The organism is Bradyrhizobium sp. CCGUVB23 (assembly GCF_024199885.1).
Classification (GTDB): Bacteria; Pseudomonadota; Alphaproteobacteria; order Rhizobiales; family Xanthobacteraceae; genus Bradyrhizobium.
The window spans coordinates 6,403,244-6,430,151 of the sequence record NZ_JANADQ010000001.1 but is presented as its reverse complement, the minus strand read 5'-3'; the positions used below and the strand labels follow the sequence as shown (position 1 = coordinate 6,430,151).

The 26,908-nt window shown below is 64.9% G+C and carries 22 protein-coding genes; 11 read left to right on the top strand and 11 right to left on the bottom strand.

Annotation, left to right across the window (positions count from 1 at the left end; translation table 11 throughout):
- Positions 1-21: 21 nt before the first annotated feature.
- Entirely contained in the window at positions 22-1,149 is a 1,128-nt protein-coding gene (locus NLN62_RS29700; protein WP_027522319.1) for a threonine synthase, read from the top strand.
- Positions 1,150-1,187: 38 nt separating this feature from the next.
- On the opposite strand, the gene NLN62_RS29695 is transcribed toward NLN62_RS29700, so the two are convergent.
- The gene (locus NLN62_RS29695) at positions 1,188-1,907 is read right to left on the bottom strand and encodes a hypothetical protein (protein ID WP_027522320.1); all 720 of its coding nucleotides are present in this window, start codon (positions 1,905-1,907) and stop codon (positions 1,188-1,190) included.
- A 276-nt stretch (positions 1,908-2,183) separates the two neighbouring features.
- On the opposite strand from NLN62_RS29695, the gene NLN62_RS29690 reads away from it, so the two are divergent.
- Both NLN62_RS29690 and NLN62_RS29685 read left to right on the top strand, forming a co-directional pair.
- Positions 2,184-3,107, top strand: a complete 924-nt coding sequence (locus NLN62_RS29690; RefSeq protein WP_254111192.1) for an ABC transporter ATP-binding protein — start codon at positions 2,184-2,186, stop codon at positions 3,105-3,107.
- Positions 3,104-3,865 carry an ABC transporter permease gene (locus NLN62_RS29685; RefSeq protein WP_027522322.1) on the top strand — a complete coding sequence of 254 codons (762 nt, stop codon included), beginning with the start codon at positions 3,104-3,106 and terminating at the stop codon, positions 3,863-3,865. The genes NLN62_RS29690 and NLN62_RS29685 overlap by 4 nt, the downstream gene beginning before the upstream one ends.
- A gap of 101 nt (positions 3,866-3,966) precedes the next feature.
- Here the strand turns inward: NLN62_RS29685 and NLN62_RS29680 are convergent, their stop codons facing one another.
- Positions 3,967-4,290, bottom strand: coding sequence for a hypothetical protein (locus NLN62_RS29680; RefSeq protein WP_027522323.1), 324 nt, complete (start codon positions 4,288-4,290; stop codon positions 3,967-3,969).
- Between the two features lie 292 nt (positions 4,291-4,582).
- Between NLN62_RS29680 and NLN62_RS29675 the strand changes: the two genes are divergently transcribed.
- The 4 genes from NLN62_RS29675 to NLN62_RS29660 all read left to right on the top strand — a co-directional run bounded on the left by NLN62_RS29675 (position 4,583) and on the right by NLN62_RS29660 (position 8,493).
- The gene (locus tag NLN62_RS29675; protein WP_027522324.1) at positions 4,583-5,380 is read left to right on the top strand and encodes a L,D-transpeptidase; all 798 of its coding nucleotides are present in this window, start codon (positions 4,583-4,585) and stop codon (positions 5,378-5,380) included.
- A gap of 185 nt (positions 5,381-5,565) precedes the next feature.
- Positions 5,566-6,168, top strand: coding sequence for a hypothetical protein (locus NLN62_RS29670; protein WP_254111191.1), 603 nt, complete (start codon positions 5,566-5,568; stop codon positions 6,166-6,168).
- A gap of 158 nt (positions 6,169-6,326) precedes the next feature.
- Entirely contained in the window at positions 6,327-7,439 is a 1,113-nt protein-coding gene (locus tag NLN62_RS29665; RefSeq protein WP_254107580.1) for an IS630 family transposase, read from the top strand.
- 130 nt (positions 7,440-7,569) lie between these two features.
- The gene (locus tag NLN62_RS29660) at positions 7,570-8,493 is read left to right on the top strand and encodes a glycerophosphodiester phosphodiesterase (RefSeq protein WP_254111190.1); all 924 of its coding nucleotides are present in this window, start codon (positions 7,570-7,572) and stop codon (positions 8,491-8,493) included.
- Between the two features lie 146 nt (positions 8,494-8,639).
- On the opposite strand, the gene NLN62_RS29655 is transcribed toward NLN62_RS29660, so the two are convergent.
- Positions 8,640-10,931 (bottom strand): spermidine synthase, encoded by a 2,292-nt coding sequence (locus NLN62_RS29655; protein WP_254111189.1) that lies wholly within the window; start codon positions 10,929-10,931, stop codon positions 8,640-8,642.
- 164 nt (positions 10,932-11,095) lie between these two features.
- Here NLN62_RS29655 and NLN62_RS29650 point away from each other — a divergent pair, with 164 nt between their 5' ends.
- Positions 11,096-12,706, top strand: coding sequence for an NAD(P)/FAD-dependent oxidoreductase (locus tag NLN62_RS29650; protein WP_254111188.1), 1,611 nt, complete (start codon positions 11,096-11,098; stop codon positions 12,704-12,706).
- Positions 12,707-12,887: 181 nt separating this feature from the next.
- Here NLN62_RS29650 and NLN62_RS29645 read toward each other — a convergent pair whose 3' ends face one another.
- Together NLN62_RS29645 and NLN62_RS29640 are read right to left on the bottom strand one after the other, a co-directional pair.
- Positions 12,888-13,133: a hypothetical protein gene (locus tag NLN62_RS29645; protein ID WP_027522329.1), complete on the bottom strand. Its 246-nt coding sequence runs from the start codon at positions 13,131-13,133 to the stop codon at positions 12,888-12,890.
- A gap of 187 nt (positions 13,134-13,320) precedes the next feature.
- Positions 13,321-13,476, bottom strand: coding sequence for a Flp family type IVb pilin (locus tag NLN62_RS29640; RefSeq protein ID WP_156944231.1), 156 nt, complete (start codon positions 13,474-13,476; stop codon positions 13,321-13,323).
- Positions 13,477-13,646: 170 nt separating this feature from the next.
- On the opposite strand from NLN62_RS29640, the gene NLN62_RS29635 reads away from it, so the two are divergent.
- Entirely contained in the window at positions 13,647-14,534 is an 888-nt protein-coding gene (locus tag NLN62_RS29635) for a 50S ribosomal protein L11 methyltransferase (protein ID WP_254111187.1), read from the top strand.
- Positions 14,535-14,696: 162 nt separating this feature from the next.
- Here the strand turns inward: NLN62_RS29635 and NLN62_RS29630 are convergent, their stop codons facing one another.
- On the bottom strand, positions 14,697-14,879 hold the full coding sequence (locus NLN62_RS29630; RefSeq protein ID WP_254111186.1) for a hypothetical protein: 183 nt from the start codon (positions 14,877-14,879) through the stop codon (positions 14,697-14,699).
- Positions 14,880-15,065: 186 nt separating this feature from the next.
- Between NLN62_RS29630 and NLN62_RS29625 the strand changes: the two genes are divergently transcribed.
- Together NLN62_RS29625 and NLN62_RS29620 are read left to right on the top strand one after the other, a co-directional pair.
- Positions 15,066-16,892, top strand: coding sequence for an aminopeptidase P family protein (locus NLN62_RS29625; RefSeq protein WP_027522333.1), 1,827 nt, complete (start codon positions 15,066-15,068; stop codon positions 16,890-16,892).
- Between the two features lie 274 nt (positions 16,893-17,166).
- Positions 17,167-18,444 carry a multidrug effflux MFS transporter gene (locus tag NLN62_RS29620; RefSeq protein ID WP_027522334.1) on the top strand — a complete coding sequence of 426 codons (1,278 nt, stop codon included), beginning with the start codon at positions 17,167-17,169 and terminating at the stop codon, positions 18,442-18,444.
- Between the two features lie 164 nt (positions 18,445-18,608).
- Here the strand turns inward: NLN62_RS29620 and ligA are convergent, their stop codons facing one another.
- From ligA to ftsZ, 5 genes are all read right to left on the bottom strand, one after another.
- A complete protein-coding gene (gene ligA / locus NLN62_RS29615; protein ID WP_027522335.1) occupies positions 18,609-20,756 on the bottom strand; it encodes an NAD-dependent DNA ligase LigA in 2,148 nt (715 codons plus the stop codon).
- A gap of 161 nt (positions 20,757-20,917) precedes the next feature.
- On the bottom strand, positions 20,918-22,591 hold the full coding sequence (gene recN / locus NLN62_RS29610; protein ID WP_027522336.1) for a DNA repair protein RecN: 1,674 nt from the start codon (positions 22,589-22,591) through the stop codon (positions 20,918-20,920).
- Positions 22,592-22,607: 16 nt separating this feature from the next.
- Positions 22,608-23,507, bottom strand: coding sequence for an outer membrane protein assembly factor BamD (locus NLN62_RS29605; RefSeq protein WP_027522337.1), 900 nt, complete (start codon positions 23,505-23,507; stop codon positions 22,608-22,610).
- A gap of 254 nt (positions 23,508-23,761) precedes the next feature.
- A complete protein-coding gene (gene lpxC / locus NLN62_RS29600) occupies positions 23,762-24,724 on the bottom strand; it encodes a UDP-3-O-acyl-N-acetylglucosamine deacetylase (RefSeq protein ID WP_027522338.1) in 963 nt (320 codons plus the stop codon).
- Positions 24,725-25,083: 359 nt separating this feature from the next.
- Positions 25,084-26,871 (bottom strand): cell division protein FtsZ, encoded by a 1,788-nt coding sequence (gene ftsZ / locus NLN62_RS29595; protein WP_027522339.1) that lies wholly within the window; start codon positions 26,869-26,871, stop codon positions 25,084-25,086.
- Between the last annotated feature and the right edge of the window lie 37 nt (positions 26,872-26,908).

The window sequence follows — 26,908 nt, the reverse complement described above, 5'->3', positions numbered from 1 at the left end:
GCTCGTATCCGAGATCGCCCCATGAAGACGCCATCCTACATCGAACCGCTCAGCGGCACGCTCTATCCGCTGGACCAGCCGCGCTGGTGCTCCGACGACCGCAAGCCGCTGATGGTAACGCCGCTGCGCGGCATCTCACGCGACGAGGTCGATCGCAGCGTGCGCTCGCTGTGGCGTTATCGCGCGGCGCTGCCGGTCGAGATCGCGAGCCCCATCTCCATGGGCGAAGGCTGCACGCCCCTCGTCCAGAAGGAGTGGGGCAAGTTGAGGCCATACTTCAAGCTCGAATGGTTCAACCCGACGGCCAGCTTCAAGGATCGCGGGACCACGGTGATGTTGTCCTTCATCCGCCAGCTCGGCGTCAACGCCGTCCTCGAGGACAGTTCGGGCAATGGCGGCGCATCGGTTGCCGCCTATGGCGCGGCCGGCGGAATGAAGATCAAGATCCTGGCACCCGCGTCCACCTCTCCGATGAAGATCGCGCAGGTGCGCGCTTATGGAGCGGACATCCAGCTGGTGGAAGGGCCGCGCGAGGAGTCGGAGGCGGAAGCGATCCGCCAGTCCGGCAACATCTTCTATTCGAGCCACAACTGGCAGCCCTTCTTCCTCGAAGGCACGAAATCCCTCGCTTACGAGATGTGGGAGGATTTCGGCTATTCGGCCCCCGACAACGTCGTCGTTCCCGTCGGTGCCGGCAGCAGCCTGCTCGGCTGCTATCTCGGCTTCAAGGAGCTGCTTGCGGCGGGGCAGATTGCGCGGATGCCAAAACTGTTCGCCTCGCAGCCGCTGAACTGCTCGCCACTCGATGCGAGCTTCACGGCAGGCGTCGATACGCCGGTCTCGCGCGAAGTCCGCAAGACCATCGCCGAGGGCACCGCGATCAAGAGCCCGCTGCGACTGCGTCAGATGGTGGCCGCACTGAAGGAAACGGGCGGCGGCACGGTGGCCGTCGCCGAAGAGGGCATCGTCGCGGGGCTGAAGAAGCTCGCGGCCACGGGCCTGTTTCCCGAGCCGACATCGGCAAGCGCCGCCGCTGCACTCGACGAGCTTGCCCGGCGCGGCGCCATTCGCCCGAATGAGCGCACCGTCGTCGTCATCACGGGAACGGGGATCAAGGCGGCGTCGCTCATCACCGAGATCCTCAGCTAACGCCGAGGCAGCGGGACGAGACGTCCCGCGGGGCTCGCCTAGTTCCGAGCTGGCGCCGTTGCCGCGGCCGAGCGGGCGACCGGCCTCGCCGCACGCGGCTCGGCCTGCGGGGCCGCGGGCGCGCGCGAGCGCATCACCACGGCATCGATCTCGGCGATCACGCGGCGCTGGATCAACTCGTTCTTGTCGATCGTGATGTGGCCGGCGCCGGAGCCGCGCACGTCGACATTGTCGAGCTTGCCGCGCAAGCCATCCGCCGCGCGCACCGGCTCGCCGGGGCCGTCGCCGATATAGAGGTTGATGTAGCGCTCGGCGCCGGTCGAGAGCTTGGTCTTGAACACGGAGTCGAGGCCGATCGCGAGCTTCACGGGCACGCCGAGGTGATTGAGCTTGGCGATCATGTCGGGCAGCGCGGTCGCACCCGAGGAATGCCCGACCAGGACGATGGTCTTCAGCCGGCCGGCCTTGTAGGCGGCCGCCGCCTCATCCGCGAGCGAGGACCAGGAGACGAAGTTCGCAACCGTCACCGGGATGCCCTGCGCCTCAAGCCGCGAGCCGATGGTGTCGAGCCCGAGCGAGAAGATGTTGAGCACGCCGCGCAGCAGATAAACATGCGTGGTCGCAGCCGCCTGGCTCGGCGCGGCCTTGGCGCTGGTCGGGCTCATGGCAACAGCTGACAGAAGGAGCAGGCACGTCGCCCACACACGGATGGTGGACAACTGGCTGGCGCCGGCTGCGTAACGGCCGTTCGGTCTCATCGATCTTTTCCCCGGGAACAATACGCTTCGCAATTTGCCGGAATCGTAGCCATGGCCCGCTCGCAGACGCAACAAAGAGCCGCGTGACCGACAATCTTAGCAGCGGCCCGTGACTGTTGCGCAACAGTTGCCCGAAACCGGCCACTGAAGGGGCTGTTTTGAGACCATTTTTCTCCAGGGAATTGCGACCGGGCAACGGCGTTCCTATTTCAGGGCTCCGCTGACCTGCCCTCCAGGGGCGGGTTCCAGCCTCCCCTCCCCAGCCCTCCGGCCATCATGTCCTCCATCATCTCCGTCGCCAACCTGTCGAAGACCTATGGGTCCGGCTTCAAGGCGCTGAAAAACGTCAATCTCGACATCAAGCGCGGCGAGATATTTGCGCTGCTCGGCCCCAACGGCGCCGGCAAGACCACGCTGATCTCGATCATCTGCGGCATCGCCAATCCGAGCGAAGGCAAGGTCATGGTCGGCGGCGAGAACATCGTCACCTCCTGGCGCAAGGCGCGCTCGCTGATCGGGCTGGTGCCGCAGGAGCTGCACACCGACGCCTTCGAGAGTGTGTGGGCAACGGTGAGCTTTTCCCGCGGCCTGTTCGGCAAGCCGAAGAACCCCGCCCATATCGAGAAGGTGCTGAAGGACCTCTCGCTCTGGGACAAGAAGGACAACAAGATCATCACGCTCTCCGGCGGCATGAAGCGCCGCGTGATGATAGCCAAGGCGTTGTCGCACGAGCCGCAGATCCTGTTCCTGGACGAGCCCACCGCCGGCGTCGACGTCGAATTGCGCAAGGGCATGTGGGAGGTGGTGCGCGGCCTTCAGCAATCCGGCGTCACCATCATCCTCACGACCCACTACATCGAGGAAGCCGAGGAGATGGCCGACCGCATCGGCGTCATCAACAAGGGCGAGATCGTGCTGGTCGAGGACAAGGCCACCTTGATGCAGAAGCTCGGCAAGAAGCGGCTGACGCTGCACCTTGCGAGCAAGCTCGATACGCTGCCGGAGAGCCTTGCCCACTACAAGCTCGACCTCTGCGACAATGGCGCGACGCTGGTCTACGACTACGACACCAAGGGCGAGCGCACCGGCATCACCAGCCTGCTCGGCGACCTCCGCAGCGCCGGCGTCCGCTTCTCCGACCTCGACACGACGCAATCGTCGCTCGAGGACATCTTCGTCGACCTCGTGAGGACGTCATGAATTTGCACGCCGTTCGTGCCATCTATCTGTTCGAAATGGCGCGCACCTGGCGCACGCTGCTGCAAAGCATCGTCTCGCCGGTGGTCTCGACCTCGCTGTACTTCGTGGTGTTCGGCGCCGCGATCGGATCGCGCATCGACCATGTCGAGGGCGTGAGCTACGGCACGTTCATCGTGCCGGGTCTCGTGATGCTGTCGGTCTTGACCCAGAGCATCACCAACGCCTCCTTCGGCATCTACTTCCCGAAATTCGTCGGCACGATCTACGAAATCCTGTCCGCGCCGATTTCCTATTTCGAGATCGTGCTCGGCTATGTCGGGGCGGCCGCGACCAAGTCGATCATCCTCGGCCTGATCATTCTCGCCACCGCCGGGCTGTTTGTGCCGCTGCACATCCATCATCCGATCTGGATGCTGACCTTCCTGGTACTGACCGCGGTGACCTTCAGCCTGTTCGGCTTCATCATCGGCATCTGGGCCGACGGCTTCGAGAAGCTTCAGATGATTCCGATGCTGGTGGTAACGCCTCTCACCTTCCTCGGCGGCAGCTTCTATTCCGTGAACATGCTGCCGTCGGGCTGGCGCACGGTCGCGCTGCTCAACCCGGTGGTCTATCTGATCTCCGGCTTCCGCTGGAGTTTTTACGAGATCGCCGATGTCAGCGTCGTCTTGAGCATCGGCATGACTGCCGCCTTCCTGGTGATCTGCCTCGTCATGATCGGCTGGATTTTCCGAACCGGCTATCGGCTGAAGAATTGACCCTTGCCGTCATTTCGGGGCGTGCGAAGCACGAACCCGGAATCTCGAACCACAACCTCCGGATTCCGGGCTCGCGCGCTCCGGAATGACGACCTGAGCCGTCACCTGTAACAATGGAAGTGGTGGTACCCGTCATAGTAGCCGCGGCAGCGATGGCGCCAGCCGTGATGAGGAATGCCGAACACGCCCTCGACCGCGCCCACGGCGCCGCCAACACCGGCCCCGACCGCGCCTCCGACCACGCCGCCGACGGGCCCGGCGACGCGGTTGCCTTCATAGGCACCTTCCTGGGCGCCGCGCACGATGCCCTGAGTGTGTCCGGGCCGCGGCAGCGCCACGAGCGCAAGCAGGAGGCTCGCGGCAAAAAGCAGGCGGAAAGGCACACTGGCCGGCAACGCGGCCGCGGTTAAGCGAGCTTTGTTCATCTCAATATCCCAGCGGATGGACCGGCGAGTTGGCCGGTGAAGGCAGGCAGTCTGAAACGCTGCTGCGGCCAAATGGTTGCGCAGCCGTGACGAATTGGCGACGCGTCGCGCTCGCGAAAATGTCAGCACCGCACGCGCGGATTCGTGATGAAGCAGCCTTGCTTACGCCCGGCGCCAAGTTAACGATGGCCAAGACGGGCCACTGGAACCGAAACCTGATTGCGGGCATAGTACACGCCGGGGGACGGACAGCCGCGGCACTTGCGCGAACAGGCCGGAGGCCGGAAGTAAAATGCGTACTTTATTTGTTACAATCGTCTCATTGATGCTTTTCAGCGCGGGCACCGCGCAAGCCAAGGTCGACATCACCATCGACAAGGACAATCAGCGGATGACCGTCGCGGTCGACGGCGTCGCGCGCTATCGCTGGCCGGTTTCGACCGGCATCCCCTCCCGCGAGACGCCGAACGGCAGCTTCCGTGCCTTCCGCATGGAAGAGGATCACTACTCCAAGGAGTTCGACGACGCGCCGATGCCTCATTCGATCTTCTTCACCAAGATCGGGCATGCGATCCACGGCACCGACTCGGTCGGCCGGCTCGGCACGCCGGCGTCCCATGGCTGCGTGCGGCTGTCGCGCGAGAACGCCTCGACGCTCTACGCTCTGGTCCAGGAGCAGGGCGTGCTCAACACCACGGTGACGCTGACCGGTTCGGCGCAGGTGGCCTTGATGCGCAATCCGCGCGGCCGCGGCACCAGCGCGGTGGCGCGCGCGGCGCAGCCATACGGTGACCAGTACAGCGCGGCCGGCGAGCCCGTCGACCTGACACCGCAGATGCAGCCCGGCCGCCGCGCGATGCCGCAGGACGACGGCTACATCTATCCGGCCGACGGCACCGACACCGGCGCGCGCTATCCGGCGCCGCGCAGCTCGCGCCAGGTCTATGACGCACAGGTCTATCAGCCGCAGGTCTATCAGCAGCAGCGGCAGTACCAGACTTACGATCCGAGCTACGGCCAGCAGGGCTATTATCAGCAGCAGCCCCGCCAGTACTATCAGCCGCGCACCTACTACAATTACCAGAACTGACGGCTGAGGATCGCCGGCGCTATCTGAACGCGGCAGTGCCGCGTTCAATCGCCTTGCACCCTGCGTCGACGAAGGCGCAGGCAACCGGCTCGCGCGGCAACTACCATCAGAATTAGTGCCTCATGCCGTGAACCCGAGAGGAGTTGCCGGCGTCATACGGTGGCTACCGCAAGAAGCCTGCGGAGATGAACGGCAATCTGGCGATGAGCGACCCTGCCCCCGATCGTATCACACTGAAATTCAACATGACCGCCGACGACTACGCCCGCCACGCGGCGGTCATAGGGCGGCGCAACAGGAGCTGGTTGGGAGTCACAGCTTGGGCTGCAGCCGGGTTCGGCGCAATCCCCGTCGCATTGCTATTCCGACGGCAGGCTGCTGGCCGTCAGCTCGACACCGAAGCGATCGAGATGATCGGATCTTACAGCCTTTACGCCTTCACACTTGGCATGCTCGCCGCCATCATCGGGAGCTCCGTCGCGCACCGCATCTTCAGAAGACGATATTTCGAATCGATGGCGACCCCCAGGGAATTCAGCACGCTCGAACTCGACCTGACCGGGCTTACCGTGACGGCCACGGGGGCCCAGTACAGATACGAATGGACCCGGATCCGTCAGTGCACCCGCGAGAGGAGCCTTCTTCTGATGTGGATCACGCCCCGCTCGGCAGTGGCGATCCCGGACCGAAGCTTTGGCGACGCCGCCGCCTACGACGCCGCCTTTGCGTTCGTCCGCGCGCGCCTGCGCGACGCCAATGCGACGAACGCGCAAGCCCAGGGGGCATGATCGCCCTTGAAATGACCGGAGGCACACGGATAGAGCTAGACGACCGATTCCATGAAACCGGCACGGAACTGGAAGTGTGTTCGTGGATTCCTCGTTTTGGGATTGTCCGAACGAGGGTTGGTATCATGGCAACATGGCGGCAAGCAGTCGAGTTGGCGATGACTGAGAAGGAAGTTGAAACGTTGACGGCTCTTTCGCGGTCTCGAACCGAGTCGGCGAGCCGGGTGTCGCGGGCAGCAATGCTGCTGGCCTATCGCGAGAACCCGTCGTTCTTTGCCGTGGGACGAAGACTTGGTGTGCATCATCAGACGGTTCAGCGCTGCATCGAGCGGGCGGTAGCCAATGGTGCGCTGGCCGCACTCGACGACCGACCGCGACCGGGCAAGGAGCCGGTGATCACGGCGGAGGCCAAGGCCTGGCTGGTGTCTTTGGCGTGCGACAAAGCCAAGGAGCACGGCTACGCGCATGAGCTGTGGACGACGCGGCTGCTGGCACGCCATGCGCGTGAACATGGCCCGTCGGCGGGACACCAATGCCTTGCCAACCTGGTCCAGGGCACGGTGTGCAAGATTCTCGGCCAAGAGGAAATTAAGCCGCACAAGGTACGCTACTATCTGGAACGTCGCGATGCCGAGTTCGAGCAGAAAATGGCGGAGGTCTTGTGTGTCTATCGCGAGGTCCAGGTCCTGAAGAAGGGCGCCGCCAGGTCGAAGAAATCGGGCAAGCGGGTAGCAATCATCTCCTACGATGAGAAGCCTGGAATCCAGGCGATCGCGACGACGGCTCCGGATTTGCCGCCCGTGCCAGGCGTCTATCCGGCCTTTGCGCGCGATTTTGAGTATAGACGTCATGGCACGCTCAGCTTGTTGGCTGGAATTGATCTGCTGACAGGGAAGGTCCACGCTCTCGTCAAAGACCGCCACCGCAGCCGCGAGTTCATCGAATTCCTCAAACTTATCGATGCTGCCTATCCGGCCGGTACCGCGATCAAGTTGATTCTCGACAATCACTCCGCACACATCTCGAAAGAAACCAGAGCCTGGCTCGATACACGAGCGGCAGGCCGCTTCGAGTTTACGTTCACGCCCAAGCACGGCTCCTGGCTCAACCTCATTGAAGGCTTCTTCTCCAAATTCGCTCGTTCCGTCCTGCGCCATATCCGGGTGACCTCAAAACACGAACTCAAGGAGCGCATCATGGCCGGCATCGACGACGTCAATCGGTATCCTGTCGTCCACACCTGGTCCTACAAGCTCGCCGAGGCCACCTGAATATGATTCGAACCACGAAAACGCTGACCTAGAATGGCCAGCAAACGCGAACCACGCCATGAGCCCTGCCATTCCATCCCCTGTTGTCGCGATCCTGTCAGCTTTCTGTTGTCTCATTGCCGGAGAGGTCATGGCCTTCGATCTCGAAGCGCATCGCGGCGGGCGCGCGCTGCTGCCGGAAAACACCCTGCCCGCCTTTGCCAACGCGCTGTCGATGGGCGTCGACACGCTGGAGCTCGACGTCGGCATCACCGCAGACGGTGAGGTCGTCGTGTCGCATGAGCGCGGCCTCAATCCGGATCTCGCGCGCGACGCCGCGGGCGGCTATGCCGCCGCGCCCGGCACGCCGTTCGTCAAACTGCGTCTCGACGAGGTCAGGACGTATGACGTCGGCCAGATCCGCCCCGACAGCGCTTATGCCAAGCAGTTTCCCGAGCAGCGCGCGGTACCGGGAACGCGCATTCCCACGCTGAAGGAGTTGTTCGCGCTGGTCGAAAAATCCGGCAACACGCGCGTGCGCTTCAACATCGAGACCAAGATCGATCCGAACCATCCGGGCGAGTCGCTCGATCCGCAAGCTTTCGCCGCGCGGCTCCTCGGCGTCATCGACGCTGCGGGGTTTTCGGGCCGCGTCATGATCCAGTCCTTCGACTGGCGGACGCTGCTTCTGGTCCAAAAGCAGGCGCCGCAAATTCCGACGGTCTACCTGACGCTGCAGCAGGGCAAAGCGCCGACCATCGCGCTCGACGCGGCGACCAACTGGACAGCCGGCTTCAATCCGGCCGATCACGGCGGCTCGCTGCCGCGCACGATCAAGGCGGCCGGCGGCGCGGTCTGGTCACCCTATTTCGGCGACGTGAACGCCGCGCTGGTCACGGAAGCCCACGAGCTCGGCCTGCGCGTCGTGGTCTGGACCGTCAACAAGGCGGACGACATGGCGCGGATGATGGAGATCGGCGTCGACGGCATCATCTCCGATCGCCCCGACCTGTTGCGGCAGGTCGCCGGCGATAAAGGCATCGCGCTGCCCGCGGGCACGCCGGTCAGTCCGTGAATCGCAGATGATCTCGTGTCCCGGACGCGGCGCAGCGCGTAGCGGTGCGCTGCAGAGCCGGGGCCTATATGGGTCCCGGCTCTGCGTCGCGTCATTTCATGCCGCGCCGCGTCCGGGACACGAGATGTTCTACTCTCCCAACAGCGTTACTCCCCATCCCGCAGGCGCCGATACAGCGCGCCGATGATGTTGGAGTAGTCGTCGGTCCACACCCGCACCTTGTCGTCGGCCTCGATCTCCTCCCATTGCTTGGAGGAGGCGAGCTTGCCGACATCGGCTTCCTCGCGCGCAGAGACCACGACGTCGGTCGAGAAGATGTAGTCGGCGTCGCGCCCGGAATCCTCGTTGTAGACCCAGCTCTTGAGATCGTTGGCATCGGCAATGCCGACTACGACCGGCTCGAGGTCGAGATGGCGGTTGGAGACGTGCATCACGACCGCGCCATGCGGGGCGAGCTTGTCCTTGTAGATCTTCATCGCTTCTTCGGTCGCAAGGTGGATCGGGATCGCGTCCGAGGAGTAGGCGTCGACGATGATGAGGTCGTAGAGACCGTCGGGCTCCTTGGCGAAGGTCAGGCGCGCATCGCCGATCACTGGCTTCAGGCCCGGCGCGCAGCTCGAGATGTAGCGGAAATATTTGGGATCGCTTGCTGTATCGACCATGGTCTGGTCGATCTCGAAGAACTTCCAGCTTTCACCGGGTTCGGCGGCGCAGACGAGCGTGCCGGAGCCGACGCCGATGGCGGCAACCTTGAGCGGCGCGCCCTTGCGCTCGCGTATGGCGGTGATGGCCTGACCGATGCCGCCGTCCTTGTGGTAGTAGGTGATCGGCTCGGGCCGCCCCTCGACCGGCGTGCCGTCATTGTTGAGGAAGCGCTCGGCGCCGTGGATCGTGGTGCCGTGCATCAGCACGTGGAAGTAGCCGCCAGGCGTCACCACGATCTTGTGCACGCCGAAGAAGCTGCGAATGGTGACGACACGACCCTCGTCCGCCGGATAGACGCGGGTCAGCGCCAGCGCGAGCACGATCGTTGCAAAGATCTTCCAGCGGTTGGCATTGAGCGCGAGCGCCAGAAGCGCTGCGAGCAGGCCGACGCCACCGGCGATCCAGACGCGGTGATCCTCGAACCAGGTCGTGACCTGCTCTGGGATTTGGCCGGTTGAATAGGACGGCGCCACCAGCGCGATCGCGAGCGCGGCGAGCACGAGCCAGTACCACTTCATGACCGGGGCAAGCCGCTCGCCCGCCGATGGCCGGCATAGCGCGGCAAGTGCGATCAGGATCGGATATTCGGCGATCCAGGAGAAAGTGAAAGGCGCGACGAGGCCTGCGAACAGGCCGCCGACCATGCCGCCGAACGACAGCGCGACATAGAAGCCGGTGAGATATTTCGCGGCCGGCCGCGTGCGCGCCAATTCGCCATGGCAGGCCATCGCGATGACAAAGAAGCAGAGCTGGTGGCCGCCCAGCGTCAGCAGGAGGTTCTGCTCGCCGCCGAAAGCCAGCAGGATCACGGTGCCGGCAATGGCGAGTGGCTGGAGCATCAGCATCCATTTGTGCGGCAACAGCGGCCGCGACTGGAACACCAGCACCCAGGTCAAGAGGTAAAGCGACAGCGGCACCACCCAGAGCAGCGGCGCGGCGGCAACGTCGGTCGAGATGTGCGCGGTCACCGCGATCAGAAGGCCGGAGGGTACCGCGGCAAGGAAGATCCAGCGTGCGCGAACGAGCCAGCTCGGCGCCGGCGAGCTCGTGTCCTCGGTCCGCGCGTCGGCCGCAGCGAGAGCCGGCGAGCGCAGCAGCAGCACGCCACAGCCGGCGATCAGCAGGATCAATAATCCATAGCCGGCGGTCCAGAGCATGTTCTGCGTGCGCAGCGTGAACACCGGCTCCAGCAGCACCGGATAGGACAACAGCGCGAGGAAGCTGCCGATGTTGGAGGCGGAGTAGAGGAAATAGGGATCGGGGCCATCCGGGTGGCCGGTGCGGACGAACCAGGCCTGCAGCAGCGGATTGTTGGCCGCGAGCGCGAAGAACGGCAGCCCGATCGACACCGCAAACAGGCCGAGCAGCCAGAACGCATAGCCCGAGGTCGGCGGCTCACCGAACGAATGCGCGATCCCGAGCGGCAGCGTCAGCAAGGCCACGACCAGCAGCACGAGATGGATGGCGACCGGAATCGCGCGGTTCCTGATCTGCATCAGGAAATGCGCATAGGCGTAGCCCGCGAGCAGCAACGACTGGAAGAAAACCATCGCCACCGACCACACTGCCGGCGAGCCGCCGAGCCGCGGCAGCACCATTTTCGTGAACAGCGGCTGCACCGAGAACAGCAGCAGCGCGCTGACGAAGATCGCGGCGGTGTAGACCGTCAGCACCAGCCGGTTGCGCGAGGCGGACGGCTGCTCGGTGACGGCGGGAGGCACGATCGAATCCATGAAAGCTCCGGCAAAACCCCGGCGGCCGCCGGACGCGCGCAATGGAGCACAAGGCGCATGAACGGGCAATAAATGGTGGGACTGTCGCGACAGGGAATGCCTGATATACAGACGTCATTTCCGGGACCGCCTCTGCGGCAACAGTCGAGAATGTTGAACCTTTCATGACCGAAACCGACGTCGTCATCATCGGCGCTGGCCATAACGGCCTCACCTGCGCGGCCTATCTCGCAATGGCGGGGCTGCGGGTGAAGGTGGTCGAGCGGCGCAAGGTGGTCGGCGGGGCCGCGGTGACCGAGGAGTTCCACCCCGGTTTCAAGAATTCGGTCGCCGCCTATACTGTGAGCCTGCTCAATCCGCAGGTCATCCGCGACTTGAAGCTGGCCGAGCACGGCCTACGCGTCGTCGAGCGCCGCGCGCAGAACTTTTTGCCCGCGCCCGATGGCAGTTATCTCCTCACCGGCGAGGGACGAACAAAGGAGCACGTGGCCCGGCTCAGCGCGCATGATGCCGAGGCGCTCGACGGCTTTTCGCGCGAGCTCGAGGCCATCGCCGACGTGCTGCGCCAGTTCGTGCTGCGCGCGCCGCCGAACCTCGTGGAGAGCTTTGGCGCGGGCGCGATCCGCGAGAGTGTCAACGCGCTGCAAAGCGCCAACATCCTGCGCAAGCTCACGCTGGAGCAGAGCCGCAGCCTGCTCGACCTGTTCACGCGCTCGGCCGGCGAGATGGTGGACGAGCGCTTCGAGCACGATCTCGTCAAGGCGCTGTTCGGCTTCGACGCCATCGTCGGCAATTACGCGAGCCCCTATGCGGCGGGCTCGGCCTACGTGATGCTGCACCACGCCTTTGGCGAGGTGAACGGCAAAAAGGGCGTCTGGGGCCATGCCATCGGCGGCATGGGCGCGATCACGCAGGCCATGGCGCGCGCCGCGCGCGACCAAGGCGTTGCGATTCAAACGGACGCCGGCGTGCGCGAGGTGATCGTCGAGCGCGATCGCGCTGTCGGCGTCGTGCTCGAAAGCGGCGAGAGCATCCGCGCAAAATACGTTGTCTCGAACGTCAACCCAAAACTGCTCTACACGCGCCTCGTCGCGGCGGACGCCGTCCCTGCCGACTTCCTCGCCCGCATCCGGCACTGGAAGAACGGCTCCGGCACCTTCCGCATGAATGTCGCGCTCGACCGCCTGCCGTCTTTCACGGCGCTCCCTGGCGACGGCGATCATCTGACCTCCGGCATCATCATCGCGCCGAGCCTTGGCTACATGGACCGCGCCTATCTCGACGCGCGCGCGCAGGGCTGGAGCAGCTCACCCGTGGTGGAGATGCTGATCCCCTCGACGCTCGACGATTCGCTCGCGCCCGAAGGAAAACACGTCGCGAGCCTGTTCTGCCAACACGTCGCGCCGGAGCTGCCCGATGGCAAATCGTGGGACGACCACCGCGAGGAGGTCGCCGACCTCATGATCGCGACGGTGGACGAATATGCACCGGGCTTTGCAGGCCTCGTGCTCGGCCGCCAGATCCTGTCCCCGCTCGATCTCGAGCGACAATTCGGCCTCTTGGGCGGCGATATTTTCCACGGCGCGCTGACGCTGAACCAGCTGTTCTCGGCCCGCCCGATGCTGGGACACGCCGACTATCGCGGGCCGCTGAAGGGCCTTTATCACTGCGGCTCCGGCGCCCATCCCGGCGGCGGCGTCACCGGCGCCCCCGGCCACAATGCGGCGCGGGCGATCCTGAAGGATCATCGCTCGTTGTTCGCTGGCCGTGGATAGGTGTGTGGATAGCCTGTGCACAGGCCTGTCCGACGCGCAGGGACAGGTAGCGCGAGGATCGTGGGAAATCCTGGGGACCATGCCGGGGATATCCTGGGGACAACGCCGGGATATCCCTGTGGACCAGCCGGTGGATCGTCCTTGGGTTAACGGCTGAAAGCCTGTGAGCACCGGATCGGTCTCAGTTTGAAAATGTGCCGTCTGGGAATGCCGTCACGTAGCCCTCTGACCATCCTGGTCGCATTGGGTCCAATAGGCATTCGTCAATCGTAAATCCCTCCGGAACGTCACGAAAGCCCGGCTGATTGCGGACGGCTGCCAGCGCTGCCTCGGCGTTGGTTCGGGTGCTGTAAACCCCGATGAGCTTTATCTCTTCGTGGCCGTCGTCGAACTCATGGACGTGGTGGAGGAGAAACAGTTTAGTCATTGACTTGCACTTTCTTGTACAGCCCCCGCGATGGGATCAGAAAAATCGGCCGCCAGATTTAAAAAGAGACACTACCGGGCACCGCCGCCGCGCCAAAAACGACTTCGCCCGCAAGGGGCGTTCCCCCCGCGGGCGTCGGTCGTGGTCTTCAATGCAATAGCCCCCGCTCGGAAAAGGGAGGCGGAAATTACTTCAAGTTGCTGCTAACTGAACCGAACTTGTCATTCAGGCTGGTGCCCAGGCTGTTGACCACGGTAATGATCGCCAGGGCGATGCCGGCTGCGATCAGACCGTATTCGATCGCGGTGGCGCCGGACTCATCGGACCAGAACTTTTGAACCATGCGCTTCAAGATTTGCCTCCAATTTCCAGTTGCGTTGGCTGCACCCAACATCCGGTAATCTACGGAGCGGAACCTAAAGTTGAATAAACGCGGGAAGCACAAGTTTTGAGAATGATGCGAGGCGATAACTCATCAAATTGGACCGAATTGAGCGAGTATATTTGAAGCAAATGCCCCCCTCACCCACCCACCGCGCGAGCTTTGCGATCGGCGACGAGGCCGCCGCCAAGCGCGTTGTCGATGTCCTGACCGAGATCTTTTTCGATGGCGACGCGGCGGTCGCGGCATTCGAGCAGCCCGATGGGCGCTGGGACGTCACGCTGCACTTCGCGGATGCGCCGGATCAGGATTTCCTGAGGGGAATCATCGCTGAAACGGCAGGTAGCCGGATCGCGGACACGCTGGTGTTCGACAGCGTCGAGGCCAGGGATTGGGTCAAGGCGAGCCTAGAAGACCTCGTGCCCGTTCCGGCCGGACGCTTCGTCGTCCACGGCAGCCATGACCGCGACCGTGTGCCGCCGAACAAGCTCGCCATCGAGATCGAGGCGGCGCTGGCTTTCGGCACCGGCCATCACGGCACGACGCGCGGCTGTTTACTGTCGCTTGACCATATCTTGAAAGGTTCTAGGCCGAAGCGCGTGCTCGACCTCGGTACCGGGACCGGCGTGCTGGCGATCGCGGCGGCCAAGGCGCTGCATCGCGCGGTGCTGGCGAGCGACATCGATCTGCCCTCGGTGCGCGTGGCCCGCGAGAACGCTGGCCTGAACGAGACCGGTCACCACGTGCATGCGATCCGCGCCACCGGCTTTGCCGCGCCCGATTTTGGCGCGTGGGGACCGTTCGACCTGGTGCTGGCCAACATCCTCGCCAACCCCCTGCGGCAGTTGGCAGGTCCCATGAAGCGGCACCTTGCGCCGAGGGCGCACGTCATCCTATCGGGCCTCCTGACGCCCCAGGCCCCTGCCGTGATCGCCGCCTACCGCGCGCGCGGCCTCGTGCCCATACGACACTTGCGGATCGAGGGCTGGAGCAGCCTGTTGCTGCGACGGGTCGGGTGAGGTGCTGTTACAAGGGTGCGTAAAGGCGCGCTCTTCGCGCGCCGTGCCCACCATCGATCCACACCTGGCGATGAAAGTGGTGGGCACGCTTCCGCCTTCGCTCTTCGAGCTACGGCGGACAAGTCGCTTTGCCCCCCTACGCAGTCGTCGATGCTGCCCTAGCTACTCCGCCACCTTGTCGTCGCGGCGGACGGGCGCGCGCTCCTCACGCAAGATCCGCCTGGCGCGGCGCTCGGCGAAGCGGTCGATCATCTGGTAGAGGACGCCGCGTGGCTTCTCTGGCTCGGGGGAGGACGGTCCACGGCGGACCGGAGGCGAGATCTTTTCAAACGTGAACGCAGGCATCGTGTGTCCCCTCGCCGTTGAGATGAACCACTTGCTCGTTTTGCCCTGTTACCCGGACGAAGCGCAAAAGCCGCATCCTTTGCTCCACTCGACGCGAATGGAACTTCGCAAGCACGGTCTATGCCAATGCACAACGATTGCGTCCACATTGCGGAGCAATCCCCATCACCCTAAGATAGTCACAGCATGTTCGAAGCTCATTTCCAGACATTCGAGGAGCCGGAAGCCGGCGTCGCATTGAGCGCGCGCCTTGCGGCACTTCGCGAAGAACTCGCCCGCCGCAAGCTGACCGGCTTCGTCATTCCGCGCGCCGACCAGCAGCAGAATGAATATGTGGCGCCGTCGGAGGAGCGGCTGGCCTGGCTCACCGGCTTCACGGGCTCGGCGGGACTGGCGGTCGTGCTGCCGCAGGAGGCCGCGGTGTTCGTCGACGGCCGCTATACGCTGCAAGCGGCCAAGCAGGTCGACACAAAGGCCTGGGCCGTCGAGTCGCTGATCGAACCGCCACCGGAAACCTGGCTCTCCGTGCATCTGAAGGCGGGCGACCGCCTAGGCTTTGACCCGTGGCTGCACACCTTTGCGGCAGCCGAACGCCTGTCCGCCGCCTGCGCCAAGGCCGGCGCCGAGCTGGTGGCGGTCGACTCGAACCCGGTCGATGCCGTGTGGCACGACCGGCCGCCCGCGCCAATCGCGCCGGTCGTGATTCACGCCCTGCAACATGCGGGGATCGCGGAGGCGGAGAAGGCCGCGCAGATCCGTAGCGAGATCGGCAAGCTCGGCGCCGATGCGCTGGTACTGTCCGACAGCCATGCGGTGGCCTGGAGCTTCAACATCCGTGGCGGCGACGTCGCGCACACGCCCTTGCCGCTGTCCTACGCCTTGGTGCCGAAGGACGGCCGGCCAACCGTGTTCATCGACCACCGAAAGCTCTCCAACCTGACGCGCGACCATCTCGAGCGATCCGCCGACGTGCGCGAGCCGGATGCGTTGACGCCGACGCTGATGGCGCTCGCCAAGAGCGGCGCGGCGATCGCGCTGGACAATGCGACGGCCGCCGATGCGCTCAGCCGGCTGATCACGAGCAGCGGTGGCAAGCCGCTGCGCGGCGCCGATCCGGTGACGCTGCTGAAGGCAGTCAAGAATGCCACCGAGATCGCAGGGACGAAGACCGCGCACCGGCGTGACGCGGTGGCGCTGGCCCGCTTCCTCGCATGGGTCGATCGCGAGGCACCCTCGGGCAAGCTGACCGAGATCGACGCGGTGGAGGCGCTGGAGACGTTCCGCCGTGACACCGGCGCACTGAAGGACGTATCGTTCCCGACCATTTCCGGCACGGGCCCGAACGGCGCCATCGTGCATTACCGCGTCACCCGCAAAAGCAACCGGCGGATCGCGCGCGGCGATCTGCTCTTGATCGATTCCGGCGCGCAGTACGAGGACGGCACCACCGACGTCACGCGCACAATGGCCGTCGGCGAGCCCACCGCGGAGATGCGCGACCGCTTCACGCGCGTACTGCGCGGCCATATCGCGATCGCGCGCGCGGTGTTTCCCGACGGCACCACCGGCGCGCAGCTCGACACTCTGGCACGGCAATATCTGTGGGCCGCCGGTGTCGATTTCGAGCACGGCACCGGCCACGGCGTCGGCAGCTATCTCTCCGTGCATGAGGGGCCTGCGCGGATTTCGAAGCTCGGCACCACGCCGCTCAAGCGCGGAATGATTCTCTCCAACGAGCCCGGCTACTACAAGACCGACGGTTTTGGCATCCGCATCGAGAATCTCGAGCTCGTGGTTGCCGCCGACATCGCGGGCGCCGAGAAGCCGATGAACGCCTTCGAGACGCTGACGCTCGCGCCGATCGACCGCCGCCTGATCGATGTGGCAATGCTCAGCACGGATGAGCGCGACTGGCTCAACGCCTACCACGCCCGCGTCAGGGCCGAAGTGCGGCTGGCGCTCGATGAGGCCACCAAGGCGTGGCTCGATGAGGCGACGGCGGAGCTGACGTAGCGCTGCATAGCATTCTCGCGTTCAGCGCAACGCTCTCGCCCCGACCTCCGCCGTCATTCCCCGCGAAGGCGGGGAATCCAGTATTCCAGAGACAGCAGTCGTATACGGAGAAGCCGCGGCGTACTGGATCGCCCGGTCGAGCCGGGCGATGACACCTGCTTTGTGGCGGCCGCGCTGTGTCTGGTGACAGTAAATTTGCGGTGCCAGCATCGCGCATGGCCGCATGCCGAAACATCCGTATTCGCTGGTCCCGCGATGCGGCTAGTGTCGATCCATGCATGGCATGATGGGCAAGCCGACGCTCTCGGCGCAACAGAACCTCGCGACCTCGCGCGTGATGCTGATGTTGCTCGTCGCCATGACCGGCGTCGCGCCAATCTCGCTCTACATGCTGGTTCCGGCACTGCCGGTGCTGGCGACGACGTTCGGTCGCGACATCTCCGTCGCGCAGATGACGGTGTCGCTCTACATGGTCGGCATCGCCTGCTCGCAGATCATCATGGGACCACTGTCGGACCGGTTCGGCCGGCGGCCGGTGCTGCTCGCAGGGCTGGCGCTGATGGTCGGTGCGAGCATTGCCTGCATCTTCGCGGACAACCTGCCGCAACTGATCGCCGCACGCTTCTTCCAGGCGCTGGGCGGCGCCACCGGCATGGTGGTGAGCCGCGCCATCATCCGCGACCTCTACGAGCGCGAGCGCGTCGGCGCGATGATCAGCCTCGTCATCGCCGTCATGATGATCGCGCAAATGCTCTCGCCCCTGACCGGCGGCCTGATCGAGACCGCGTTTGGCTGGCGCGCGATCTTCTACGCCATCACTGGAGGCGCGCTTATAGTCGCTGTCGGCATCGCGCTGGCGCTGCCCGAGACGCGCCGCGCCCGCGCCGCCGGCAGCGGCTTTCGCGGCGACGTCGGCAGCCTCATCCGCAATCGCGCCTTCGTGGGCTATGTGCTGTGCCAGGTGCTGGCTTCGCAGATCATCTTCACCTTCGCCGGCGGCGGTCCCTACATCGTGGTCACGCAGATGGGCCGCAGCAGCGCCGAATATGGCGCGTGGTTCGCGACCACGGCGTTTGCGTATCTGGTTGGCAATCTCCTCTGCGTGCGCTTTGCGCCGCGGCATTCGCTGGAGAAGCTGATCTGGTTCGGGCTCGCGCTGCAACTCAGCGGCAGCGTCCTGAACCTTGTCTGGAGCCTCACGGGCTGGAATGAGGCACCAAGCTGGCTGTTCGGCACGCAGATGATCGTGATGGTCGGCAATGCCTTCGTGATGGCGAACTCGGCCGCCGGCGCCATCAGCGTCCGTCCCGAAGCCGCCGGCACTGCGTCAGGCGCGATGGGCTTCCTGCAGCAGGGCATCGGCTCGCTGGTATCGCAGTTCGGCGCCTATCTCGGCGGCCACTCCGCGACGACGCTGCCACTGACCTCGGCCATAACAGCGATCTCGCTGCTGTGCGCCTCCACCATGATCTTCGTCGTACCGCGGCGCGAGGTCGTGGTGAGCGAAGAGCTGATCGAGCAGGCGGAAGAGGAAGAGAGCGGGATGATGTAGCTGTCGCGCTAGCGATGGTCGTTGCAACAATCTCAGCGTCATCCCCCGCGAAAGCGGGGGATCCAGTATTCCAGAGACAGCGGTCGTAAACAGAGAAGCCGCGGCGTACTGGATCGCCCGCCTTCGCGGGCGATGACGGCGGAGCAAGGGGCGAACGTACCGCCTCACTCCCCGATCAGCTTCAGCCACTCGTCTTCGGTCAGCACCTTGACGCCGTGCTTGTTGGCTTCAGCGAGCTTTGATCCCGCGCCGGGGCCGGCAACGACGAGGTCAGTCTTCTTCGACACCGATCCCGACACCTTCGCACCCAACCGCTCCGCGGTCGCCTTGGCCTCATCTCGCGTCATCTTCTCCAGCGAGCCCGTGAACACCACCGTCTTGCCGGCAACGGCCGAATTGCTCTTCGGCTTCTCGGCGTCGATGATATCGACCTCGCCTGTCAGCCGCTCGACGATACCGCGGTTGTGGCTCTCGCCAAAATAGTCGGCGATGCTCTTGATCACGGTGTCACCGATCTGGTCGAGCGCATCCATGTCGGCAATCGCCTCCTCGTCGCCCTTGGCGGCCTTGAGACAGGCGTCGTGGAAGGCGTCCCAGGAACCATAACCGCGCGCTAGCGCCAGGGCCGTGGTCTCGCCGACATGACGCATGCCGAGCGCATAGATGAAGCGCTCCAGGGCGATGTTGCGCCGGCTCTCGATCGCGCCGAACAGGTTGCGCACCGAGGTCTCGCCGTAACCCTCGATCTCCTCCAGCTTCAGCTTCGCGTTGCGCTTCTGTAGCGTGAAGATGTCGGCGGGCTCCTTCACAAAACCTTCGTCGAAGAAGTATTGAAGCTGCTTCTCGCCGAGGCCATCGATGTCGAACGCGCGCCGCGACACGAACAGCTTCAGATGCTCGATCTTCTGATAGGGACAGGCGAACTCGCCGGTGCAGCGGGCGCGCGACCCCTCCTCGCCCGTCGCCGTCTCCTCGCGCACCACGTCAGTGTGCAGCGGGCACGGGCACTTCTTCGGGAGGTGGAATTCCTTCGCGTTTCTGGGCCGCTTGTCGATGACGACGTCGACGACCTGCGGAATGACGTCGCCGGCGCGCTGAATCACGACGGTGTCGCCGATCCTTATGTCACGACCCTCCCGCAGCACCTCGCCCTTGTTGCCAATGCCCTTGATGTAGTCCTCGTTGTGAAGCGTGACGTTCTGCACGATCACGCCGCCGACGCCGATCGGTTCGAGCTTGCCGACCGGCGTGAACGAGCCGGTGCGGCCGACCTGAATCTCGATGTCGCGCAGCACGGTCATGGCGCGCTCGGCCGGAAACTTGTGCGCAATGCCCCAGCGCGGCGTGCGCGACACGAAGCCGAGCCGTTCCTGCCAGTCGATGCGGTCGACCTTGTAGACGACGCCGTCGATGTCGTAGTCGAGCTCGGCACGCTGCTCTTCGATTGAATGATGAAACGCGAGCAGCTCCTCGACGGAGTGACAAAGCTTCGTCAGCGGATTGGTCTTGAAACCGCAGCGCTCGAACCAGTGGATCATGCCGCTCTGCGTGCCCTCCGGCATCGCGCTCATCTGCCCCCACGCATAGGCGAAGAACCCGAGCGGGCGCGAGGCGGTGATGCCGGGGTCCTTCTGCCGCAGCGAGCCCGCGGCCGAGTTGCGCGGATTGGCGAAGATGGTGTCACCCGCCGCTTTCTGCCGTTCGTTGAGCGCCAGGAATGCCTTCTTGGTCATGTAGACCTCGCCGCGCACCTCGCAGATGTCGGGGACGTTGCGGCCTTTGAGCTTCTTCGGCACGTCCTCGAGCGTACGGATGTTGGCAGTGACGTCCTCGCCTTCCGCGCCGTCGCCGCGCGTCGCAGCTGTGACGAGCTCGCCGCCCTCATAGCGCAGCGACATCGAGAGCCCATCGATCTTGGGCTCGGCGGAGAAATCGATCCTGTCATCGGCAAGCTTCAGGAAGCGCGCGATGCGGCCGACGAAATCGCGCACGTCCTCTTCCGCAAAGGCATTGTCGAGCGACAGCATCGGCACCGCGTGCCGGACCTTCCTGAAGCGTCCGGACGGCGCCGCGCCGATCTTCTGCGACGGCGACTCCGCGCTGACGAATTCCGGGAAGCGCTTCTCGATCGCATTGAAGCGCTGGCGCAGCGAGTCATATTCGGCGTCGGTAACGGTCGGCGCGTCGTCCTGGTAATAGCGCTTGTCGTGCCCCTCGAGTTCGAGGGCAAGCCGCACGTGCTCGACCTTGGCCTGCGCCTTGGTGAGATCGGCGACGTCGGGAAGCGGTTTGGATTTTGCTGCTCTTGCCATGGTGCTTGAATACGACAGACGCGGCGCGAGGGTAAAGGCGGGTCACGGTTTCGTGCCCCGGACCCAGCGCAGCGCTTCTTCAGCGATGCGCTGCAGAGCCGGGGCCCATGTGGCAGCGCTCTGGGTCCCGGCTCGCGCTACGCGCGTCCGGGACACGAAAATTAAGCCGTCGCCGCCCTTAGCAGCCGTTCCGCGGCCGCCCTCGCTTCCGCGGTGATCTCCGCGCCCGCCAGCATCCGCGCGATCTCCTCGCGGCGGTGGTCGGCGGCGAGCGCATTGACGCGGGTGGCGACGCGCTTGCCCTTGTCGAGGGCGTCCTTGGAAATCAGGAGATGCTGGTCGGCGCGGGCGGCGACCTGCGGGGCGTGGGTTACGGCCATCACCTGCACCTGGCCGGCAAGCCGCGCGAGCCGCGCGCCAATGGCGTCAGCCACCGCACCGCCGACGCCGGTGTCGATTTCGTCGAACACCAGGGTCGGCGCCGAGCCGCGATCGGACAGCACGACCTTCAGCGCGAGGAGGAAGCGCGACAGCTCGCCGCCGGAGGCGACCTTCATCATCGGCCCCGGCTTGGTGCCCGGATTGGTCTGCACCCAGAACTCGACGCGATCGAAACCCTGCGGTCCCGGCGCGCGCTCATCGGTCTCCACCTGGGTCATGAATTTCGCGCGTTCGAGCTTGAGCGGGGCGAGTTCGGCGTTGACGGCCTTGTTGAGCTTTTCCGCCGATTTCTGCCGCGCAACTGACAGCTTCTTTGCGGCGCCGGCGTAGCGCGCGTCGGCCTCGATTGCGGCCTGCTCGAGCTTCTTCAACTGTTCGGCGCCGGCATCGATCAACCTGACATCGGCCGCGTATTTCGCGGCAAGCGCTGCCAGGCCATCGACCGGCGTCGAATATTTGCGCGAGGCGGCGCGCAGCGCGAACAGCCGTTCCTCGATGCGTTCGAGCTCCAAGGGGTCGAAATCGGTTGCGGCGAGTGCGGCCTGGAGATGCTGGTCGGCCTCCTCCAACGAATTGATCGCGGCGTCGATCGCCTTCACCGCGGGCTCGACCAGCGCCGGCGAATTGACGCCGCGGCGCTCCAGCCTTCGCACCGCCGCCGAAAGAGCCGCGACCGGCGAATTGTGTCCGCCGACGATTTCCTGCGCCTCGCGCAGGTCGGAGGCGATCTTCTCACCCTGCATCATGGTGGTGCGGCGGGAGGCCAGCGAAGTCTCCTCGCCGTCCTTCGGCGCGAGTTGCTTCAATTCGTCCGAGGCATGGCGCAGATAATCCGCCTCACGCGCGGCGCGCTCCATGCCCGTGCGATGCTCCTCCAGCGCGGTGTTGGCGGTGCGGCGCGCATCCCACAGCGCTTCGACGGCTGTGACATCCTTTTCGAGGCCGGCAAAGGCATCGAGCAGGCGGCGGTGCGTGGATGCATCGACCAGCGCGCGCTCGTCGTGCTGGCCGTGGATCTCGACCAGCGCAGCGCCGACCGCCTTGAGGGTCTGCACGCTGATCGACTGGTCGTTGATGAAGGCGCGGGTGCGGCCGTCGGCGAGCTGCACGCGGCGCAGGATCATCTCACCGGTATCTTCCAGCCCGTTCTCAGCGAGGATCTTCGTCGCGGGATGGGCCTTCGGCACGTCGAACACGGCCGTGACCTGCCCCTGCTCCGCGCCGTGGCGCACGAGGCCGGCATCGCCGCGGCCGCCGAGCGCCAGCGCAAAGGCATCGAGCAGGATGGATTTTCCCGCGCCCGTCTCGCCGGTCAAAACCGCAAGGCCGGTTGCGAATTCGATATCGAGCCGTTCGATCAGGACGATGTCACGGATCGACAGACGCGCCAGCATGGAACCCCAAAATTTCCTAGCCGCCGAGGCCCATCTTCTTGAAGGTCCTGCTGATCCAGGACCCCTGATTCTCGCTCGGCTCGAGACCGCCGGATTTTACAAGATTATAGGCGTCCTTGTACCAGCGGCTGTCAGGAAAATTGTGCCCGAGCACGGCGGCCGCGGTCTGCGCCTCACCGACGATGCCGATCGCGATATAGGCCTCGGTCAGGCGGTAGAGCGCCTCCTCGACGTGGCGCGTGGTCTGGTACTGCGTGACCACGGTCTTGTAGCGGTTGATCGCGGCCGTGAAGTCGCGCTTCTGCGCGTAATAGCGGCCGACGGCCATTTCCTTGCCGGCGAGCTGGTCGCGTGCGCCCTCGATCTTGGACTTGGCGCTGGTCGCATATTCGGAGTTCGGATATTTGCGCACCACCTCTTCGAGCGAGGCGATCGCCTTCTCGGTGCGGGTCTGGTCGCGGCTGATGTCAGGGATCTGGTCGTAATGGGAGGCCGCGATCAGATACTGCGCGTACGCCGCGTCCGGGCTGCCGGGATGCAGGGTGACGTAGCGGCTCGCGGAGCCGATGCAGCTGTCATAGTCGCCGGCCTGATAGGACGCATAAGCCGACATCAGAAGCGACTTACGGGCGAGGTCGGAATAGGGGTGCTGCCGGTCGACTTCCTCGAACTTCTTGTTCGCCGCCTTGATGTCCTTCTTCTCGTTCATGAGGTACAGGCCCTCATTGTAGAGCTTGTCGGCCGGCTCCTCGACGAAGGTGTCGTCCTTGGCGGTGAACTTGTCCCACAGCTCGCCAGTGCCGCAGCCACCGAGCGGCAGCGCGACCGCGAGGAACGCGGCAGCCTGCAGCAACCGCCGTGCCGAGGGTGCGAGCGAAGCCGTGAATGATTCGCGCGTCATACGCTGTGCTGACATGAATTTAAGACCTGACGCCCTGTGATGCGCTGCCCGCCGCGCCATGACCCCGCCATGGCCGCGAAATCTGCCGTATAAGTTTGCCCGTGCTTCGGCGCCCTGCCATGCGACCCAAGCCGGTGTAACCCAAAAACGATCGTTAAGGTCCCGGATAGGCAGGCATTTCGCCCGGATTAAGGCGACGGTGCACTGAAGCTAGCCGATCATGGTTACCAGGAAATGCGTAAAGGGCCAAAGCGGCCGGAATCGGTCGTTCAGGACACGTCCGGCCCGTAGGCGGCGGCAATCCGGCCACCGACGATACCGCTGCCGACCTCGACAACGGGACGCGTGGTGCGGCGAGCCGCCTCACCCTCGACCACCCGCCAGGCGGTCCGATCGGCAAGCAGCGCGGTCAGGACGGCGTGGTTGAGCTTGTGGCCGCCGCGGACCGAACGATAGGCGCCCAGCAACGGCAGGCCAGCCAGCGCCAGATCTCCCACCACGTCCAGCACCTTGTGGCGCACGCATTCGTCGGCGTAGCGCAGGCCTTCGGTATTCAGCAGCCGCTCCTCGTCGAACACGACGGTGTTCTCGAAGGAGGCGCCGCGCGCGAAGCCTGCGCTCCAGAGACGCGCCTGATCGCACATCAGGCCGAAGGTGCGGGCCCGCGCGATCTCGCGGCGGAAACGTTCCGGGCTGAGCTCGAACGTGTAGGCCTGCCGGCCGATCACCGGATTGGCGAAATTGATCTCGATCTCGGCGCGGAAGCCGTTGGCGTAAGGCCGCAGCTCGCCGAAGGAATCGCCGATCGCAACCGAGACCGGCTTCAAAATCTGGATGAACCGGCGCTGCGCCGGCTGGCTCACGATACCGGCCTGGTCGATTGCCGCGACGAACGCCGCTGCGCTGCCGTCCATGATCGGTACTTCCGGACCGTCGATCTCGATGGTCGCGTTGTCCACGCCCATGCCACGCAAAGCAGCAAGCACGTGCTCGGCCGTCGACACCAGCGCACCGTCGCTGTCGCCAAGCACGGTCGCAAAATCGGTCGCGATGACCTGCTCGGCAGTGGCCTGCACTTCGCGGTCGCAACCTTCGAGGCCGGTGCGGACAAAAACCAGGCCTGCATCAACAGGTGCAGGCCCCAAGGTCAGCGTTACGGGGAGACCGGAATGAACGCCGACGCCAACCACTGTGGCCTGCGCGCGGAGCGTTGTTTGCCGGCTAAATTTCATCAGGAACTGCCCACCCTACGACCCACTGCGACTTATACTGGACCGAACTGGCCGTCTGAGGCACCAGCTCGAATCTCCGTATCCCCAAGTCACGCGCAAACCATAGTCACTGCCCCAAACAAGCCAACTCACGCTTTTTTACCAATTGTTACCCCAACTCTGCCGCATTCGGGCGGGGCGTGAACCAATTTGCGCCACGTTTGGAGCCGGTCTCGGTAACTTTATTGCATCACGAAATACATAATTAATCATTTAAAATCAGTCGGTTGCCTCTGCCAGCCGAGATCCCGCAGGCCGAAAGCAAAGGTCCCGGCGAACATTTCGCCGGGACTTTTTCGTCGTCTTGATTGTAACAATCCTCACGTCGCCTGACGGCGGAGGAAGGCCGGGATATCAAGATGGTCGTCTCCCTGTGGCGCCGGCGCAACAGGCGCGGGGCGGCCGTGGACGTCCAAGCCTTGCGGCGGGGGTCGGCGGGCATACTCTGATACCGGCTCGCTAGCTGCGATCTGCTGAGCCACGCTGCGCTGTGGCTTGCGGTCAGGCAGCGGCGGCATAGCGGGAGCTGCGGTGCGGGCGACGACCGGCGGCTCGCTCTCCTCGTCGCGACGGCCGAGGCCGACATTGGCAAGGCGCTGCAACAGCGACAGGCGAGTCTTCTGAGTCGGCTCGTCCTCGGTCTCGCGGCCCTGGCGAATCTCCGCCTGCGCCGGCATCGGCAGGTCCTCGAGGCGCGGCATCCGCGGCGCTCGCAGCGGCGGTCGCTCGGCCTGCGGCGGGATGAAGGTTTCCGGCGTCATCGGCTCATGCATCGCGACGGGTGCTGCTTCCGGCTCGGGGAACAGCGAGGGCTTTTGCGCGATCGGGCGCACGGTGACGTCGCCATAGGTCTGGGGCGCCGGCGCATGCGGCACTTCCGGCGCCACAGCGGCGGCAATCGCAGCCAGCGCAGCGCGCTCGACATTGGGACGCGGCGCCATGGGGGCGGCAGCAACCGGAGCGGCCGCCGCCTGCGGGATCTGCGCTTCCAGCTTCTGGGCACGCTCGGCGAGCCGCTGATTGTCCGCCCGCAGCCGCGCGGTGAGATCGGCGAGCCGGGTTTCAGCCACGGCGGCCGGAGCATGCGGGGCGGCAACGGCGACGGCCGGTGCGCTCGAGGCCTGACTGTTGCGGGCGATCGCCGCCTGCTCGATGCCGGTGGCAACGACCGAGACGCGGATCAGGCCGTCGAGGGCTTCGTCGAAGGTGGCGCCGACGATGATGTTGGCGTCCTGGTCGACCTCCTCGCGGATGCGGGTCGCGGCTTCGTCGACCTCGAACAGGGTGAGGTCCTTGCCGCCGGTGATCGAGATCAGGAGGCCCTTGGCACCCTTCATCGAGGAATCGTCGATCAGCGGGTTGGCGATCGCAGCTTCAGCGGCGGTCAGCGCGCGCTTGTCGCCGGAGGCTTCGCCCGTGCCCATCATCGCCTTGCCCATCTCACGCATCACGGCGCGGACGTCGGCGAAGTCGAGGTTGATCAGGCCTTCCTTCACCATCAGGTCGGTAATGCAGGCAACGCCCGAATAGAGCACCTGGTCAGCCATCGCGAAGGCGTCGGCGAAGGTGGTTTTCTCGTTGGCGACCCGGAACAGGTTCTGGTTCGGAATGATCAGGAGCGTATCAACGACCTTGTGCAGCTCGTTGATGCCCGCTTCAGCGGTGCGCATGCGGCGGCCGCCTTCAAAGTGGAAAGGCTTGGTCACCACGCCGACGGTGAGGATGCCCATGTCGCGCGCGGTCTTGGCGATGACAGGAGCGGCTCCCGTGCCGGTGCCGCCGCCCATGCCGGCGGTGACGAACACCATGTTGGCGCCCGAGAGATGGTCGCGGAGTTCGTCGATCACCTCTTCCGCGGCAGCCGCACCGACGTTCGGCTGCGAGCCGGCACCGAGGCCTTGCGTGACCTGCGTACCCATCTGCACGATGCGCTGCGCCTTCGACATCGTCAGCGCCTGCGCGTCGGTGTTGGCGACCACGAAGTCGACGCCCTGAAGGCCCGCCGTGATCATGTTGTTGACGGCGTTGCCGCCGGCGCCGCCGACGCCAAACACGGTGATCCGCGGCTTCAGTTCGTGAATATCAGGAACGTTGATGCTGATGGTCATGGTTGCCTCTCGATCACGTGCGCGTGGGTTCGCCCCG